Source organism: Humidisolicoccus flavus (assembly GCF_045689595.1).
Taxonomy (GTDB): Bacteria; Actinomycetota; Actinomycetes; order Actinomycetales; family Microbacteriaceae; genus Humidisolicoccus; species Humidisolicoccus flavus.
Genome location: NZ_CP142724.1, coordinates 777,115 through 794,806, shown reverse-complemented (window position 1 = coordinate 794,806; position 17,692 = coordinate 777,115). Strand labels below are relative to the sequence as shown.

Below are 17,692 nucleotides of genomic sequence, written 5' to 3'. Positions count from 1 at the left end.
CGCCCTCGATATCGATCAGCACGTGGTGATGAGTGTTCCTGTGTCTCGGTGCACGGTCGTTGGTGCTGGGCTGCGATGTAACGGCCGAAGCCATGGCGCTGCCCGCCGCGCCGACAGGAGGGTTGGATTGACCGCCAACCCACGGTGTGTGCTCGCCTCGATATCTACCGACTCACCACGTCCTTACTCCTGAAGGTCGGTTTCCCAGTTGCTGCGCTGAATGAGGACGTCGAGCTCACGGAGTTGCCGTGCCACCTCATCGCCCTGGGCGCGGATCGACTTGACGGGAAGCGCTGACATCTGTCGGAGTTCGCTTCGCATCTGGCGTTGAGACCAGGAACCGGCGGCTGCGTCGGCGGCCCGGATCAAGATGCTGTGCCAGGTGCGCAGGCTCTCGCGTGCGGCGAGCAGAGACGTCAGGGTGCGGCCATCGCTGGCTCGGGCGTTCGAGTTCGTCAGATTGATCGCGGTGACGAGCGTTTCGAGCGCCGCGAGCGTGCGTTCGCACTCCTGCAACAATTCGCCCGCGTCTTCAGCGGGCTCTTCGCCCTCCTGGAACGAGGCATTCGCGATGACGCGTGATTGCAGCGCTTCGAGTCGTTTCTGGAGGTCGGCGCGCTCCAGCAATGCTTCGGCAAGTTTCATGCTCGTATCGTCTCACGCGGGAATCGGGCGCGCCGAGCGTGGCGCGGTGAGGAGCACGAGCGAGAGTCCGATGATCCCGAGACCGAACCACCCGAGCGCGGAGAGCGTTTCGCCGACGACCGCGACGGCGAGCAGGGCCGCGACCGCCGGCTCAATGAGGGTGATCGTCGTCGCAGTGCTCGCGCGCACGGTTGCAAGTCCGACGCCGAAGATGACGTAGCCGAGAAACATCGGGATGATCGCGAGGTAGGCCGTGACGAGGAACGATTCCGAACTCGCGAGGATCGGTGCGCCCGTGAACAGCAGCACGGGCACGAGCGCGATGCCGCCGAGACCGAACACAGAGCCCATCGCAGCTGCGCGGGGAATGCCCCGGTGCATTAGACCACGAGCGGTCCACGAGTACAGGGCATACGTCACCCCGGCGATCAGTCCGCAGACCACCGCGAGTGCGGTCGCGCCAGCTGATGCCTCCGGATCGTTGGCTCGTGCGAGGCAGAGCAGCACGCTCCCGCCGATCGCGACGGTCACCGCGATCACCCATCGCCTGCTGAGCGGCGTGCCGTCGAGGATCCGCTCGAGCGCCGCGGAGGCGAGTGGCGCGGACGCAAGCGACACCACGGTGCCGACGGCAACTCCGCTCAAGTGCATTGAGGAGTAGAACGCGAGCGGATAGATCGCAACCGCTGCAGCCCCGGTGAGGACCCGCGCGCCATGGGTTCGTAAGGGGGCGGCGTGACGTCGGATTGATCGAAGCGCGATCGCTCCCTGCAGGATCCCCCCGACGCCCATCGCTGCAGCCCCGATTGCGAGCGGCCCGACCGCGGGGGCGAACGTTGCTGCGGTGCCGGTCGTTCCCCAGAGCACCGAGGTCACGATGATCGCGACGATGCCGAAAGCGCTCGATTTCACTGCGGCGTCGAGACGGTGTCGGTTGGTGCGCTCGACGACGCCGATGCGGCCTTGCTCGGCACGGCGGCCTTGCTCGGCACGGCGGCCTTGCTCGGCACGGCGGCCTGGTCGAGCAGTATTTCGGCGATTGCGCGGGCGTCGAGAAGTGCATTGTCGTTCGATTCGAGCCCTGCTCGAGTGATCGCACCTTCAAGGAGGAAACTCAGGTGGCGTGCGAGTGCGCTCGCGGTGTCTGAGCTGGGGGTGTCTGGGCTGAGGGTGTCTGAGTTCGCGGTGTCCGCGTTCGACATGGCAAGGAGATGACGCTGCAGTTCTTCCTCGACGAATTGCTTGTGCGTGCGGACCTGATCTCGGCCAGGGGCGTTCGCTGGGAGTTCGGCGGCCGCGTTCAAGAGTCCGCATCCCCGGAACCCGTGTTCGTAAGCATCGTTCGCGTGGTCTCTGTAGGCATCGAAGACGGCGAGCACTCGGGCCCTCGGGCTCGCCGAGTCGGACAGCCGAGCGGCGTAGAGCTGCATCCACTCTTCGTGCCGATACTCGAGGTACGCCGTGACGAGGGCGTCCTTGGAATCGAAGTTGTTGTACAGGCTCATCTTCGCGACCCCGGCTTCACGAATGATCGCCTCGATCCCGGTGGCGCTGATGCCCTCGGCATAGAACAGTCGTGCCGCGGCGTCGAGAAGCTTCGCGCGTGCAGGTCGCGACGGTGTGTGCTGCGTTGGCACGGTACCTCCCCTTGGTGCAAGGAGCAGGGCCAGATCAAAGGGCGACCTACTCTCGAGCATTGGACTAGACCGATCAGTCTATATTGAAAATCTGTGCGGTAGAAAAAGCTTGTGCCGGTGGGAACGTTTGTGCGGTTGAAAAAGTTTCTGCGGGGATTCCAATCCGACTCGCTGAGGACTCCGAAGAACTTGTAACGGCCCATAAACGGGGTTCAAAACATGCTCAGGAGGAGATCCCGATGAACATCACGACCTACGCCATTACCGCAGTTGCCGCTGTCGCCGCACCGATCGCTGCGTTGATCAACGGACCGTTGATCGAGGGACCACTGATCGACATCGGTGGCATCCTCAACTTCCTGCAAATCGGACAGTTCCAGTAATCGTCATCGCTCCCTCCTGAGGGAGCGCCCACGGATGCAGGTCCGTGGGGCAGGTCTTTGGACCTTCCGTATGCAGGGGACGAAAGCCCCGCTCTCGAGCGGGGCTTTCTCTATTGAGGAGCACGCACCGTGTCGAAGAATCCTACGAACCGCAAGAACGACGCCGCATCGACCCGAATCACGCTGACTGCCGCGCAGCAGGGGATCTGGTACGCGCAGCAGCTCGACCCGTCGAACGCGAGCTATCAGATCGGGCAATTCCTCGATCTCCGAGGCGAGCTCGATCCAACGCTCATGCGGATCGCGCTGACGAAGGTCGTTGCCGATATCGACTCCCTCAGCATGCGGTTCGACGCTGACGATGACGGCCCGTTCGCGACACTGGCGCGGCCCGAGCCCACCGATGATCTCCTCGAAATCGTCGACCTCCGTTATGAGGCGAACCAGGACGCCGCCTTCACACTCGCTCGTGAGCGGATGCACGCGGAGATGACCGCACCGCGGGATCTCACGGGCGACGCGCTCTTCGGCGCGATCCTGTTCCGCCTCGCCAATGGTCGCTCGTTGTTCTTCCAGCGGGTGCACCACATCATGCTCGACGGCTACTCGGCGGTCATCGCCCTCCACTACCTGGCTCGCGCCTACACCGAACTCGAAAAGCGTTCGCCTCGCGGTGTGCTCACGCGGATCTTCGCCGGACGAATCGCAAAAACCGCGGCAAAGACCTCCTCGCCGTTCCCGAGCCACGATGACCTGCTCGAAGCACTGCAGGAATACCGCGATTCGAATGACTTCGAAGCGGACCAGGAGTTCTGGAAGGCGCAGTTCGAGGAAGAAAGCGTCGTCGAGGGGCTCGAAGGCACCTCGAACGCGGTCGCCCGTTCGGTCGTCCGTGTCGATCGCGTGCTCAGTCGCGACGAGGCGGCGCCGCTGCAAGGGCTCGGTCGAGAACTCCCGAAGACCATGGTCGGCATCATCGCCGTGTACCTGTCGAAAATCACCGGACAGGAACGAGTTTCGCTCGGTCTTCCCGTCACGGCGCGACGAGGCAAGGTCGCGAAGGCGACGCCATCGATGCTCTCCAGCATCCTGCCGCTGCGCGTTGACGTTGCACCGACGGCGACCTTCGCTTCGACGATCGTGCACGCGGGTGATGTGCTGCGCGAAGTCGTGAAGCACCAGCGATTCCGCACTGAAGATCTCGCCAATGCTCCCGCGCAGGCGGGGCCTTCGGTGAACCTGCTGCCCGTGATCGACGCTCTGAAGTTCGGAGCGGCACGTGGTGAGGTGCGAATCCTCTCCACGGGACCGGTGCATGACCTGTCCATCGTGATCTCAGGACTTGAGAGCGACGCCGCGGCACCCACGATCCAGTTGGAAGGCGACGCGGAACTGCACACGCAGGAAACCCTCACCGAGCACGCGGATCGGCTCGTCGCCCTCATCCTCGATGCGATGCAGGAGCCGGAAGTTCGTGCGGTCTCGGACGCTCGCATCGTCACGGAGGAGGAAGCGGAAGCGCTCCTCGCGCAGGGCGAGGGCCCCGATGCCCCGCTCGAGCCGCAAACCGTGCTTGAAGCATTCGCCGCGGCGGTCGCGGTCCGCGGCGAGGACACCGCGGTGGTCGCGCCCGACGGCACGCGGACCTTCGCAGAACTCGACACCGAGTCGACCAAACTCGCGAACTTCCTCGTGAAGCAGGGCGCGCGCGCAGGAAGCTGCGTGGCGGTCCGAATCGAGCGCAGCGTGCACCTTCCTGTACTGGTGCTCGCGGTCTTGAAATCTGGCGGCGTGTACGTGCCCCTCGATCCTGAGTACCCGATCGACCGGGTCGAGAACATGATCGAGGATTCTTCACCGATCATGCTGCTCACGAGCGCGGCGCAGGCAAAGCGCGACATGGACGCGGGAGCGTCCTGGACGATTCCCATGGTCGCGATCGACACCGACACGGGTGCTGCCTGGCGACGAGCATCGAGCGATGCCTCGAGCCTTCCCGCATCTGAGGGGAGCGATCTCGCATATGTCGTGTTCACCTCGGGAAGCACCGGTCGTCCGAAGGGCGTCGGGGTGGAGCGCTTCGCGCTGCGAAACCTGTTCCAGCACCACCGCGCCGAGCTCTTCGATCCTGCCGCTGAACGACTCGGGCGTCCGCTGCGCGTTGCGCACACCGCCGGACTCTCCTTCGACGCTGCCTGGGACCCGCTGCTGTGGCTCTTCGCCGGACACGAACTCCACGTCGTCGACGATGACGTTCGCCGTGATCCGGAACGTCTCAGCGACTACTTCGCTTCGAACTCGATCGACTCGATCGAGACCACGCCTTCGTTCGCCGAAGCACTGCTCGCCGCCGGAGCGTTCGAGCGCACCCCACACCCGAGCGTTGTCGCGCTCGGCGGTGAAGAGGTTGGCGCGTCGCTCTGGGAGGCCCTCGGTGCGGTCCCGGACCTGTTCGCGGTGAACTTCTACGGCCCGACCGAGACCACGGTCGACAGCCTGACCGCTGCAATCACCTCGGGCGAGGCGCCGCATATCGGGACCTCGGTGCGAAACAGCCGTCACTACATCTTGGATGCGAGCCTGCAGCCGGTTCCCGAGCGAGCCGTCGGCGAGCTCTACCTCGCGGGTTCCAACGTGGCCCGCGGATATGTCGGCCAACCGGGTCTCAGCGCCGAGCGCTTCATCGCGGATCCCTTCGCGAGCGACGGTTCTCGCATGTACCGCACCGGCGACGTCGTGCGGCGCCGCAAGGACGGTTCGCTGCGCTTCCTCGGGCGTCTCGACGATCAGGTGAAGGTGCGCGGGTACCGCGTCGAGCTGAGCGAAATCGAAGCGGCACTGCGTCGGAATGAGCAGGTGGTCGCCGCTGCCGCGATCGTCGCGGGTGAAGCGCCAGCGACTCGGGTGGTCGCATACATCACGACGCAGGGCGAAGCGACGCGAGGCGAAGCATCGCAGGGGAGCCGCAGCGCTGACCTCCCGGCGAAGCTGCGCGATGCGCTCCGCGACGAACTGCCGGACTACATGGTGCCCAGCAGCATCATGGTGCTCGACGCGCTGCCGCTCACTGCAAACGGAAAGCTCGACCGACGCGCACTGCCGACCCCGGAATCTGGTGCGAACGACGCGGCACAGCAGCCGCGCAACGACACTGAGCGCGCCGTTGCGGCAGCGTTCGCGGAAGTGCTCGGCGTTGCATCGATCGGCATCGATGACGACTTTTTCGCAGCCGGTGGGCACTCGCTGCTCGCCACGAGGCTCGCGAGTGCGCTGACGACGGCACTCGAGCGCACCGTGACCGTCCGCGACGTGTTCGAACGTCCGACGGTTGCAGGTCTCGCTGCGCAGCTCGGTGACGAGGAAACTGCGACGGCGCCCCACGCGGTGCTTGCGCCGCAGGAGCGTCCGGAACGCATCCCCGTTTCGCTCGCGCAGCGTCGCCTCTGGTTCCTGAATCGCCTGGAACCGGCTTCGGCGGCGTACAACATTCCGATCGTCCTCGAACTCGACGGCACGGTCGACGTGCCGGCACTGCGCGCGGCCTTTACCGACGTCGTCGCGCGCCACGAGACCCTTCGGACGATCTTCCCGTTCACGCAGGACGAGCCGGAACAGCGCGTGCTGGGCGTCGACGAGGTGCACGTGCCGTTCCTCGCGGTTCAGGTTCCTGCCGACGACCTGCAGTCGATCGTTCGTGAGGAGTCGCTGCGCCCCTTCGACATCACCCGCGAGATTCCACTCCGCGCAGTGCTGCTGCAGACCGCACCCGAGACTTCGGTGCTGGTCGCAACGATGCACCACATCGCCTCCGATGGCTGGTCGCTCGCGCCGTTCGCCAAGGATCTTTCGCTCGCCTACGCGGCGCGGACGAACGGAACGTCCCCAGAGTTCGCGCCGCTGCCCGTCGACTACGTCGATTTCACGCTGTGGCAACGCGCACGCCTCGGCGAGGCGAACGATTCCGAAAGCGTGCTGGCGGAACAGATCGAATTCTGGCGTCGGGAGCTCGCAGGCGCTCCCGAGGAACTCGATCTCCCGCGCGATCGTGCGCGAGGCACCGCGAATGCTGCACAGTCCGATTCGCACGGTGTCGGAGAACTCGAACTCCTGCTCGATCCGGAACGTCACGCGGCAATTCGTGCACTCGCGGCGCAACACCGCACGAGTGTGTTCATCGTCTTGCATGCCGCGCTCGCGATCGCACTGCAGCAGCAGGGCGCAGGCGACGACATCGTGCTCGGGACGCCGGTCGCCGGTCGCACCGATCCACAGCTCGATGCGCTCGTCGGGTTCTTCGTGAACACGGTGGTGCTCCGCACCTCACTCGCGCAGAATCCGACCCTCGCCGAAGTCCTCGAGCGAGTGCGTACGAACAACACGGATGCATACGCACACCAGGACACGCCGTTCGACGCGCTCGTCGACGCACTGCGACCCGCACGCGTTGCAGACCGCCACCCGCTCTTCCAGGTGCTCCTGACACTGCAGAGCAACGAGCCAGCGGAACTGCAGCTCGAGGGACTGCAGATCCGTGTTCCCGGCGCAGTGACCAGCGCCGGCGTGAAAACCGATCTGCTGGTCGACTTCGCAACGCCCGAGGGTGAAGGCGGGCCACTTCGCGGTGCGCTCGGTTTCGACCGCTCACTGTTCGACGAAGCAACGATCGCCCGACTCCGCGACGGTCTCGACCGCGTGCTGCAGGCGTTCGTCGCAGCACCGGAGCAGCGGCTCTCCGACCTGCCACTGCATGACGAGCAGAGTGCGGCGGAGCTTGCAGCACTCAGCGCCGGGGCCTCGAGAGAGGTGACGACGACGGTGCTGGAGCGCTTCGCGGCGACCGTGCGCGAGCACGGTGATGCAACCGCCGTGCGCGATGATTCCGCAGCCCTCACCTTCACTGCCCTGCACGAACGTGTGGAGCACGCTGCGGGTGCGCTGCTCGCGCAGGGAATCACAGCGGGCGACCGGGTCGCCATCGCGCTTCCACGCTCGAATGACGCGATCGTTCTCCTGCTCGCAGCGCTCCGTGCCGGAGCGGTCGCCGTCCCGATCGACGTCGCGTACCCCGAGGCGCGAATCGCGCAGATGCTGCGTGACAGCGCGGCGCGACTCCTCGTGGTCAAGAGTGCCGAAGACGTGTCGATCGACCCTGCGGAGGCGGAGATCTCGGCCACCGTCGTGACGGTCGAGACCCTGTTGCAGGCGACGGCGGGAGAGCTCCCTTCGTTGCCGAAGGCTGCGGACGTCGCGTACCTCGTCTACACCTCTGGGACCACGGGCACTCCCAAGGGCGTGCAGGTTTCGCACGCGGCCCTTGCCAACGTGCTCGCGCACCACGAAACCGAGTTGATCGCTCCCGTTCAGGAATCCGTCTCGCCCGCGCTGCCGAACATGCTGCACCTCTCCGGGCTCGGATTCGACGCCGCGTGGGACCCGATGCTGTGGCTCGTCACGGGTACGACACTCGTCATGGCGGGGGAGGAACTGCAGAAGAACGCGGAAGCCGTGGTCGCAGCCATCGCCGAATACGACATCGACGTCATCGAGACGACTCCGTCGTACGTCCAACAACTGATCGCGTTCGGACTCGTGCGCGACCGCGCACGTGCCCTGACGGTCCTGGTCGGTGGTGAAGCCGTGTCGCAGCAGCTCTGGGATGAGCTGGCAGATGCCGCGCACGTGCACGCTTGGAATCTCTATGGTCCGAGCGAGTTCACCGTCGACTCGGTGCTCACTCCGATCACGCCGGGCGCCGTCAACATCGGGCACGCGATTCCGAACGTCACCGCCCGCGTCCTCGACAGCGCGCTTCGACAGGTCCCGCTCGGAGTCACGGGAGAGCTCTATCTCTCCGGTGCATCTGCTGCCGACGGCTACTTCGGCCGCCCGGCAGAGACCGCTGACCGATTCGTGGCCGACCCGTTCGCAGAGGGCACGCGCATGTACCGCACGGGCGACCTCGTGCGCCGACGTGCGAGTGGCGAACTCGAATTTTTGAGTCGGAACGACGAGCAGGTCAAGATTCGCGGCTACCGCATCGAACCGAGCGACGTCGCACGAGCGATCGAACGCGTCGACGGTGTCGAGCGTGCCGTGGTCCGGGTCGTCACGCCCGGAGGGCCGGAGACCGCGCGTCTGCTCGCCTGGTTCGTCGGCTCGACCGAGACCGACGCGATTCGTCAGCAACTCGCACGAGAACTCCCGAAGTTCATGGTGCCGAGCACCTTGACCGAGATCAACGAGATTCCCTTGACTCCCAACGGGAAGATCGACGTCGACGCGCTGCCGGAAGCAACGCTCGGCCACGGTACCGACACTGCAGGAACCCCGGACGAACAGCGCATGGCCGCGATTTTCGCGGAGGTCCTGCATTCGAAGGAGGTCGGCCGCGACGGCGACTTCTTTGCGCTCGGTGGACACTCCCTGCTGGCCGTCACGCTCATGGGACGGATCCGCGACGAATTCAGTGCAACCCTGCCCCTGCGAGCGATCTTCGACGCCCCGACTCCGGCCGGACTCGTTGCGGCACTCGGCAGCTCGGGGAGCACGCAGCTGCGCTGAGCGCTCGCGAACAGGAACCGAGCCTGCGGGCCTGGACGAGCGAGCATCCGCGCGAGGAGGACGAGCGGCTTCCGCTGACCTCTGGTCAATCGCGGCTCTGGTTCCTGAATCAGCTCGACCCGAGCTCCTCCGAATACAACGTGGTGCTGCAGGTTGCGCTCGAGGGAGCGCTCGATATCGACGCGCTCTCCGGCGCCCTCGATGACCTCGTCGAACGTCACGAGATCCTGCGGACCACGTACCCGGCGCACTCAGACTCGGACGCCACGACCGAGCAGCCCGGTACCGAGCAGCCCGGTACAGAGCAGCCGATCCAGTGCATCCACGAAACTCCGCATGGCCTCCTCGGTCGCGAGGCGATCGACATCTCGATCGGGTTCGATCTCCGACGCGACCTGCCGATCCGTGCTGCCGTCCACTCGACCGGCGTTGATTCCTGGCAGCTCGACCTCGTGATCCACCACATCGCGACCGACGGCGCCTCGCTCGCACCGCTGGTGCGCGACCTCGCTGCGGCATACACCGCACGAATTGGCGAGACCGCCCAACTGCAGCGGCCGCTCGCTGCGCAGTTCGCGGACTACGCGCGCCAGCAGTTCGCGGCAGCGGAGCATTCCGAAGCTGAGCAAGCGGACCTCGATCGCTGGGTCGAAGCGCTCCAAGGTATCCCGGCAGAACTCGAGCTCCCGATCGACGGCGAGCGTGCGAAGAGCGCTGCGCAGCCGGCTGCGCAGTTGCGCTTCGAAATCCCCGCAGACATCGCAGCGAGAATCGGCGCTACCGCCTCGCGAGAATCCGCGAGCGGATTCCACGGATGGCTCGCGGGCCTTGCAGCATTCCTGCACCGCATCGATGCCGGCGATGACATCGTGATCGGTTCACCGTCGGCCGGTCGAACTGATCCTGACGTTGCAGAACTCGTCGGATTCTTCGTCAACACCCTGCCTCTGCGCGTGCGCTTCGACGGTGACGCCGCAAGTTTCGCCTCCACGATCAGCGATGCGCGCGACACCGCGCTCACCGCGATCGATCGTGAGCACGTCGCGTTCGAGCGGATCGTGGAGCGCACGCAGCCTGAGCGTCGACTCGGCCGACACCCGCTGTTCCAGACAATGCTCTCGGTCGAAGAACCAAGCGGCATCCAGCTTGAGCTTCCTGGTGTGACCGCGACGCCGCTCAACCCAGCGACGACAGGAAGCGCGAAGGTGGATCTCTCCTTCACGCTCCGACCTCGCGGTGCCGGCGACCAGGCGGTCGATGGCGTGCTCGAGTACAACGCTGCGCTCTTCAGCACGCAGGCCGCCGAGCAGCTCGTCGAGAACTGGCTGGCGTTCCTGCGGGCTGCAGGCGACAACGCGGAGGCGCCGCTCGCACGAATCCTCATCCAGAACGACGAGGCGCCAGCGCTCAGCGCTTGGGAGAGCCCGGCGACCGCAGCGAGCCTTCGCCCGATCCTCGAGGTATTCACGGAGTCCGCGCAACGGTTCGCTCGCGCGACAGCGATCCGTTCGAATACGGAGACGCTCGACTTCGCAGGACTCGACGAGCGCATCACATTGCTCGCCAGCGGGCTCCAGAACGCGGGAGTCGAGCGCGGTGACGTCGTTGCGCTGTTCCTGCCGCGCTCGATCGACACGGTCGCTGCGCTGCTCGCCGTCTGGCGCGCCGGTGCTGTGGTCATGCCTGTCGACACGGAACTGCCTCGCGACCGTGTGCAGACAATGCTGCAGAAGTCGAAGGCGACCGCGATCGTGCACGACGGCGACGAGCCGGCGATCGAAGGGCTCGAAACACCCTCCATCGTGGTCTCGACCGCGCAGTTGCTCGACGAGGCGAAGAAGAGGCAGCGCGAAGCAGTCGAGGCGAGCGTGCTCGATCTCGATGCTGCCGCGTACCTGATCTTCACCTCGGGAACGACGGGCGAGCCGAAGGGCGTGCAGGTTCCGCACCGGGCGCTCGCGGCGCTCCTCGACTCGCACGCGAGCACCCTCATGCCCGACGCGAACGAGCGCAGAGTCACGATGGCTCACACCACCGGCGTCGGTTTTGACGCGGCAATGGACCCGATCGTGTGGCTTGCAGCCGGACACGAACTCTTCATCGTGAGCGATGAGGACCGTAGGAACCCCGAGGCGCTGCTCGCAGTGTTCGCTGATCGGGAGATCGACGCGTGGGAGACCACACCGAGTTACGTCGCGGCGATCGCCGAGCAAACTCCGCTCGCGCAGCGCTTCGATGAGGTCGACCCGGCGACGCCATTCATCATGCTGCTGGGCGGCGAAGCGATCGACGCCGAACTCTGGACCTGGCTGCGCGACCGCCGTGCCGTCAAGGCCTGGAACCTCTACGGCCCGACGGAAGTCGGCGTTGACGCCATGGTCGCCTCGCTCGATGATGCCGAAACGCCGATTCTCGGAAAAACGACGACTCGATCGCTCGGCTACGTCCTCGACGCCGCACTGCAACCCGCATTGCCCGGAGCAGTCGGTGAACTCTGGCTCGCCGGAGCGCAGCTCGCACACGGATACGCAGGCCAGGCGGCGGCAACCGCCGAGCGGTTCGTTGCCGACCCGTTCGCGAACGACGGATCTCGCATGTACCGAACCGGCGACCTCGTGGTCGCACAGGCTCCCGAGACCGAAGGCGCCGCACGACGAATTCGCTCGCTCGGTCGCAGCGACAACCAGGTGAAGATTCGCGGGTACCGCGTCGAGCCCGGAGAGATCGCAGCGATCATCCGATCGCTCGATGAAGTTTCGGGCGCAACCGTGCACGCAATCGATTCGCAGCGGGGAACGAGCCTCGGCGCCTGGGTCATCGCAGCATCCGAGCTCAATGCGGAATCCCCAGAGCGCGAGCGTGAAGCCTTCACGAACACCGTGCTCACAGCGCTGCGCGAACGCGTCCCCGGGTACATGGTGCCGAACGCGATCGCGGTGATCGATGAGATCCCACTGACGCCGAACGGCAAGGTCGACGAGCGAGCGCTCCCAGCACTGCACGCGGCCGCCACGGATGGACGAGCACCAGCGAACGACGCGGAACGCGCAGTCGCGGCCGCGTTCGAGCAGACCCTCGGTCTCGCATCGCTCAGTGCCGAGGACTCCTTCTTCGAACTCGGTGGGCACTCGTTCATCGCCCAGCCGACGATCGCGGCCATCAATGCCACGCTCGGCACGACACTTCCCGTGCAAGCGCTCTTCCAAGCACCGACCGTGGAAGGACTCGCAGCGCTCGCGGCAAGTGGCGAAGCAGACGTTGCAGCGAGCCTGCAGCCGATCCTGCCACTGCGTCCCCACGGCGAGGGCAAGCCGCTCTTCGCCGTGCATCCCGCCAGCGGGGTCAGCTGGAAGTACTCAGTGCTCCTGAATGCACTCGAGACGGAGCGACCGATTCTCGGTCTGCAAATGCCCGGTATCGCACCCGACGAGGCCGAACCGGAAACCGCGGAGACGATCGATGATCTGCTCGACGAATACGTCGAGGCGATGCAGGCAGTGCAGCCGGAAGGCCCGTATTCGATCATCGGATGGTCGTTCGGTGGTCGCCTCGCACAGCACATCGCCGTTCGGCTGCGTGCCCTCGGCCACGAGGTTTCGCTCCTCGGCGTGCTCGACGCCTATCCCTCCGAAGCCCCGGCGCTCGCAGGCGTCGCGGACGGGGATGCAATGTGGCGAGCATTCCTCGACGCCAACGGGATCGTTGGGCCGACAGATCGTGCGCTCGACGTGCACCTCGTGCTCGACCTCCTCGCCGAGGCGGGGAGCCCGCTCGCAGACATTCCGGTGTCGTCCATCGAGCGGATGGTGCGCCGCTTCCTGCGCCTCGGAGAGCTCTTCGACGCCACTCCAGTGCGCGAGTTCGATGGGGACCTCCATGTCTTCGAGGCGACGGAACAGGTTCCTTCGAACCGCCCGGCGCCGCAGTCCTGGGCCCGGTACGTCTCCGGTGAGGTCACCTCGAGCACGGTCGGCGTGCGTCACGCCGACATGCTGACCGAGGAGGCGATTCGCGAGATCGCGCCGGTACTCGATCAACTTCTGAAGGGATCTCATTCATAAGCAAACCGATCGCGGAGTGGCTCCGAAGACTCAGTAGACCGAAAAAGCAGCGACGAAAGAGGAACAGTCATGACGAATCCATTCGATGACAGCGACGCAAATTTTCGAGTGCTCGTGAACGAGGCGACACAGCATTCGCTGTGGCCGGAGTTCGCAGACATCCCACAGGGATGGGTCTCGGTGTTCGGACCGGCGATCAAGGAGGACTGCCTTGAGTACGTCAACGCGCACTGGCAAGACATCTCGCCCGTCTACGATCGCGACCTTGTTGCATCGTGATCTCGATTCAAGGACTCACGAAACGATTCGGTGACTTCCAAGCGCTCGACGGAGTCAACCTCGAGATCGCAGAAGGCACGGTGCAGGGTCTCCTCGGCCCGAACGGTGCTGGGAAGACCACCACCGTCCGGGTGCTGACGACCCTGCTCGACCCGGACGATGGTGAGATCCTCGTGGCCGGACATTCGGTCCGTTCCGCCGGACATCTCGTCCGGACGAAGCTCGGGGTCTCCGGGCAGTACGCCGCGGTCGATGACAAGCTGAGTGGCTTCGAGAACCTGACGATGGTCGGCGAACTCTACGGAATGCGCCGCGCAGATGCGAAAGCTCGTGCACGCGAACTCCTCCGTGAATTTCGTCTCGACGAAGTCTCCGACAAGCAGCGCGCAGGCACGTACTCGGGTGGGATGAAGCGCCGACTCGATCTCGCGGGCGCAATCGTCGCCCGGCCGCCGGTCGTGATCCTCGACGAACCAACCACGGGACTCGACCCGCGTGGTCGCCGCGACACTTGGGACGCGATCGATGCGCTCGCGACCGCAGGCACCACGGTGCTCTTGACGACCCAGTACCTCGAGGAAGCAGATCAGCTCGCCGACTCCATTGCCGTGATCGATTCCGGCAAGATCATCGCCGAAGGAACCGCCAACGAATTGAAGAGCGAAGCCGGCGGCTCCTGGATCGACATCGTGCTCGCGAAAGAGAGCGACCCGGACGCTGCGCTCGCGATCGTGCAAGCGATCGCCAAGGAAGCGACCCTCGACGAGCGATCGGCGCGCATTACCGCCCGGGCCGGTGGGGGCAGCGAGGATCTGTCCGCAGTACTCGGCGCGCTCGGTCTGGAACAGATAAATGTCATCGAGGCAGCGCTCCGACAGCCGAGCCTCGACGAAGTTTTCCTTCGACTCACGGGAAGCCCCGCTTCTGAAGAGTCCGAAGACGAAGCAAGCCAGGCTCGGGAGGGTTCGTCCGACCGGAACGATTCCTCCCGGGCCGAAGTCGAAACCGTGGAGGTGGTGTCGAAATGAGCGTGATCACCGCATTCCGCGACAGCGGCGTCATCGCCCGGCGAAATATCACGAACGTTTGGAGGACCCCCGGCGCGCTCGTCACGGGAGTCGCGCAGCCGATCATCTTCGTGCTGATTCTCGCGTTCGTGTTCGGGGGAGCGCTCGGCGGCGACTCCTACCGGGAATTCCTGATCGGTGGAATCCTCGCGCAAACGCTGACGTTCAACTCTTCCTTTACCGCCGTCTACCTCGCCAAAGACCTGCAGCTCGGGATCATTGATCGATTCCGGGCGCTCCCGATGTCGCGCCTCGGTGTGATCTTGGGCCGGACCTCGTCCGATCTCATCACGAGCATGATCTCGATCGTCGTCATCGTGGTCTGCGGCCTCGCCATCGGTTGGCGAGTGCACTCGGACATCGGCATGGTTGCGCTGTCGTTCGTCTTGCTGCTGCTGTTCGCGTTCGCAACCTCGTGGATCGGAGCGGCGATTGCGCTCACGGCGCGCAGCGTTGAAGTCGCGCAGAGCCTTGGGCTGCTCTGGCTGTTCCCGGTCTGCTTCATCTCTGGAGCATTCGTCTCGGCGGACATGTTGCCCGGTCCACTGCGTGTGATCGCAGAATGGAACCCGGTCACCGCGGTCGCGACAGCGGTTCGCCAGGGCTTCGGGAACACCCCACCGATTGGATTTGAGACCGCGAGCGGCTGGGCTGCCCAGAACGCGTTCCTGTACGCCTTCCTCTGCTGCATTGCGATCATTGCGATCTTCGCGCCGATCGCTGTGGGGCAGTACCGACGAATCAGCCGACGATGATCGACGTGCTCGACGCGAGTGTCGACGAGATCTTGGCCGCGTGCGATGCGATCACCGGACAAGAACACGGACGAGGCGTCATGGTGCTGGTGAGTCGTGATGACCGCGAGGCAGCACACAAGAAGTTGAACTCCAAGGATCGTCGGCGCAAACTCGCGAGTCGGGTCGCGCTTCGCCTGCTTGCCGCCTCGCGGCTCGGAATTCCGGCCGAGAACGCAGCTTCGATCGTGATCGACCGTCGCTGCGAGCGGTGCGGTGCGCAGCACGGTCGCCCGCAGATCGCGGGGCTCTCGGCTTCGAGCTCGAGTTCGGGCGATCGGATCCTCGTCGCTGTCGCCCCGAGCGGGGCGAGAATCGGCATCGATATCGAGCGGATCCCCGAGCGCTTGTTTGCCGGTTTCGACGCCTTCGCGCTGCATCCGAGGGAGCGCGGGTTCTCTGATCGCTCCGCATCGAAGACAAGCGTTCGGCTCAGTCGCTGGGTCGAGAAGGAGGCGGCCGTCAAGTCCGCCGGCATCGGCCTCGACTCGCCCTTCGATGCGCTTCGCATCGTGCGAATCGGTGACGTCGGTCGCTACCCGCACTGGGCCGCCGAGGTCGATGAGGTAGCCGAGACGGGATGGAGTTTTGTCGCGGAAGCGGCAACCCCCGAGCTTCTCGATATCGCGGTTCGCGGACTTCCATCGCACGAGGGGTATCGAAGCGCAATCGCTGCTCGCACCCCGCACCTGGTCAAGATGCAGACACTGCCGAGCGCGATCCGTGCAGAGCACGTCGCCGTGTCGGCGCGGTAACCGGTCCGAGGTGCTCAGCGGTTCGTCGAGCTCAGCGGTTCGTCGTGCTCAGCGGTTCGTAGCGCCCATCGAGTCGTTTCGCTCACCGGGTCGTTGAGCTCAGCGCTTCGTCGAGCTCGGCGCGAGCCGCCGAGTACACGCCGATCAGTCGTCGCCGCAACTCGTTGCCACGCGCGGCGAACGATCGCTGATGAGCGACGTACTCGGCTTTTCCTTCGCTCGTCTCAACCGTGATCGCCGGAGTATCCCAATCCGCGACGTCATACGGTGAGGCTCGCATATCGACGATTCGGATCTCTCGTGCGAGTTCGAAGCAATCGAGCAGGAGCTCGCCGGGTATGAGCGGGCCGAGTTTCAATGCCCACTTGTAGAGGTCCATATTCGCGTGGAGACAGCCGGGCTGCTCTCTGCCGGCCTGCGATTCTCGGGTCAATTGCTCAGTGTTCTTCGGGGTCGCCGCTGGCGTGAAGAAACGGAACGCATCGAAGTGCGAGCACTGGAGTTTGTGGGAATCGACGACCTCGTCGGTGCCTCGCTGCCCGAGTCGCAGCGGCACGGTGTGACGATGCTCGGCATCGCGGTAGACCATCGCCCATTCGTGCATACCGAAGCACGAGAATTGACCGGCCCGGCCGAGCGTTCGTTCGATCAGATCGATGATGCGAGCGAGTTCTTCATCCTTCTTCGCTAGGAACCCACGCGCGTCGACTCGCAACGATCCGGGGAGGAGCCCGGAACATGCCAGGCAAAGTCGCCACGTGCGGTTTCGGCCGCCTCGAGCAGCTCGACGCCCGCGCCCGGATTCCAGCGTTTCAAGCGACGCAACGGGTACGAGTAGTAGGTGAACAGGAAGTCCTCGATCGGATGCGCGACGCCCGCATCTCGCGCTTCAACCCAGGAGGCGGTCAGCGAATCAACCCGTGTTCGATGAAGCGTTTCGCGGTGCTGCCATTCCACACGGGTGAGCACCGTCTGCGTGTTCATCGCGGCCGTCGTCTCCATCATCCAAGGCTATCGACTCGAGTCTTCGTGGTGGTCGCGGGGCAAGGTCTGCCAGTGTTGTCGCTATGAACTCGAATGACAGTCAGATCGAGGACGATGAGGCCCTGTTCGCCTCATCAATCGAGCTGCAGGATTTCGCCCGAGCGTGCGCAAACGATCTTCCTCACGCGACCCTCGATCATCCCTTCGGAGCAGAGTCCGACGTGTTCAGGATCATTTCGAAGATCTTCATGATCGTCAGCGATGCGAAGGGCGAACCGGTCATTACGGTGAAGGCTGAACCAACCCACGTTTCAGCGCTGATCCAGCAGTTTTCGAGCATTGCTCCCGGCTACCACATGAGCAAATCGCACTGGGTTTCAGTGCAGGCCGGCGAGGGGATCACCCGAGGTCTCGTCGCCGAACTCGTCACCAACGCATATCTCGTGGTCATCGAGGGGCTTCCGAGGGCAAAACGCCCCGTGCTCCCAGATCACCTCAATTCGTACCTGCGGTGAATCGTGGAGTG

The 17,692-nt window shown here is 64.9% G+C and carries 13 protein-coding genes; 8 read left to right on the top strand and 5 right to left on the bottom strand.

Features of this window, described 5'->3' with window-relative positions:
• Positions 1 to 183 precede the first annotated feature (183 nt).
• From U2H20_RS03790 to U2H20_RS03780, 3 genes are read right to left on the bottom strand one after another with little or no spacing between them, the layout of a single operon-like run.
• Positions 184 to 645: a DIP1984 family protein gene (locus tag U2H20_RS03790; RefSeq protein ID WP_430593167.1), complete on the bottom strand. Its 462-nt coding sequence runs from the start codon at positions 643 to 645 to the stop codon at positions 184 to 186.
• Positions 646 to 657: 12 nt separating this feature from the next.
• A complete protein-coding gene (locus tag U2H20_RS03785; protein ID WP_430593166.1) occupies positions 658 to 1,557 on the bottom strand; it encodes a DMT family transporter in 900 nt (299 codons plus the stop codon).
• Positions 1,554 to 2,282 carry a TetR/AcrR family transcriptional regulator gene (locus tag U2H20_RS03780; RefSeq protein WP_430593165.1) on the bottom strand — a complete coding sequence of 243 codons (729 nt, stop codon included), beginning with the start codon at positions 2,280 to 2,282 and terminating at the stop codon, positions 1,554 to 1,556. Before U2H20_RS03780 ends, U2H20_RS03785 begins: the two co-directional genes overlap by 4 nt.
• Before the next feature lie 239 nt (positions 2,283 to 2,521).
• On the opposite strand from U2H20_RS03780, the gene U2H20_RS03775 reads away from it, so the two are divergent.
• From U2H20_RS03775 to U2H20_RS03745, 7 genes are all read left to right on the top strand, one after another.
• Positions 2,522 to 2,665, top strand: a complete 144-nt coding sequence (locus U2H20_RS03775; protein WP_430593164.1) for a hypothetical protein — start codon at positions 2,522 to 2,524, stop codon at positions 2,663 to 2,665.
• 129 nt (positions 2,666 to 2,794) lie between these two features.
• A complete protein-coding gene (locus U2H20_RS03770; RefSeq protein ID WP_430593163.1) occupies positions 2,795 to 9,226 on the top strand; it encodes an amino acid adenylation domain-containing protein in 6,432 nt (2,143 codons plus the stop codon).
• Entirely contained in the window at positions 9,127 to 13,287 is a 4,161-nt protein-coding gene (locus U2H20_RS03765) for a non-ribosomal peptide synthetase (RefSeq protein WP_430593590.1), read from the top strand. The genes U2H20_RS03770 and U2H20_RS03765 overlap by 100 nt, the downstream gene beginning before the upstream one ends.
• A gap of 69 nt (positions 13,288 to 13,356) precedes the next feature.
• Positions 13,357 to 13,566, top strand: coding sequence for an MbtH family protein (locus U2H20_RS03760; protein ID WP_430593162.1), 210 nt, complete (start codon positions 13,357 to 13,359; stop codon positions 13,564 to 13,566).
• Positions 13,563 to 14,594 carry an ATP-binding cassette domain-containing protein gene (locus tag U2H20_RS03755; protein ID WP_430593161.1) on the top strand — a complete coding sequence of 344 codons (1,032 nt, stop codon included), beginning with the start codon at positions 13,563 to 13,565 and terminating at the stop codon, positions 14,592 to 14,594. Before U2H20_RS03760 ends, U2H20_RS03755 begins: the two co-directional genes overlap by 4 nt.
• On the top strand, positions 14,591 to 15,388 hold the full coding sequence (locus tag U2H20_RS03750; protein WP_430593160.1) for an ABC transporter permease: 798 nt from the start codon (positions 14,591 to 14,593) through the stop codon (positions 15,386 to 15,388). The genes U2H20_RS03755 and U2H20_RS03750 overlap by 4 nt, the downstream gene beginning before the upstream one ends.
• Positions 15,385 to 16,182, top strand: coding sequence for a 4'-phosphopantetheinyl transferase family protein (locus tag U2H20_RS03745; protein WP_430593159.1), 798 nt, complete (start codon positions 15,385 to 15,387; stop codon positions 16,180 to 16,182). The genes U2H20_RS03750 and U2H20_RS03745 overlap by 4 nt, the downstream gene beginning before the upstream one ends.
• Positions 16,183 to 16,264: 82 nt before the next feature.
• On the opposite strand, the gene U2H20_RS03740 is transcribed toward U2H20_RS03745, so the two are convergent.
• Together U2H20_RS03740 and U2H20_RS03735 are read right to left on the bottom strand one after the other, a co-directional pair.
• The gene (locus tag U2H20_RS03740; protein ID WP_430593158.1) at positions 16,265 to 16,897 is read right to left on the bottom strand and encodes a hypothetical protein; all 633 of its coding nucleotides are present in this window, start codon (positions 16,895 to 16,897) and stop codon (positions 16,265 to 16,267) included.
• Complete coding sequence (locus U2H20_RS03735; RefSeq protein ID WP_430593157.1) at positions 16,870 to 17,184, bottom strand: hypothetical protein; 315 nt, start codon at positions 17,182 to 17,184, stop codon at positions 16,870 to 16,872. The genes U2H20_RS03740 and U2H20_RS03735 overlap by 28 nt, the downstream gene beginning before the upstream one ends.
• Before the next feature lie 65 nt (positions 17,185 to 17,249).
• Between U2H20_RS03735 and U2H20_RS03730 the strand changes: the two genes are divergently transcribed.
• The gene (locus U2H20_RS03730) at positions 17,250 to 17,681 is read left to right on the top strand and encodes an MmcQ/YjbR family DNA-binding protein (protein WP_430593156.1); all 432 of its coding nucleotides are present in this window, start codon (positions 17,250 to 17,252) and stop codon (positions 17,679 to 17,681) included.
• Positions 17,682 to 17,692: the final 11 nt, after the last annotated feature.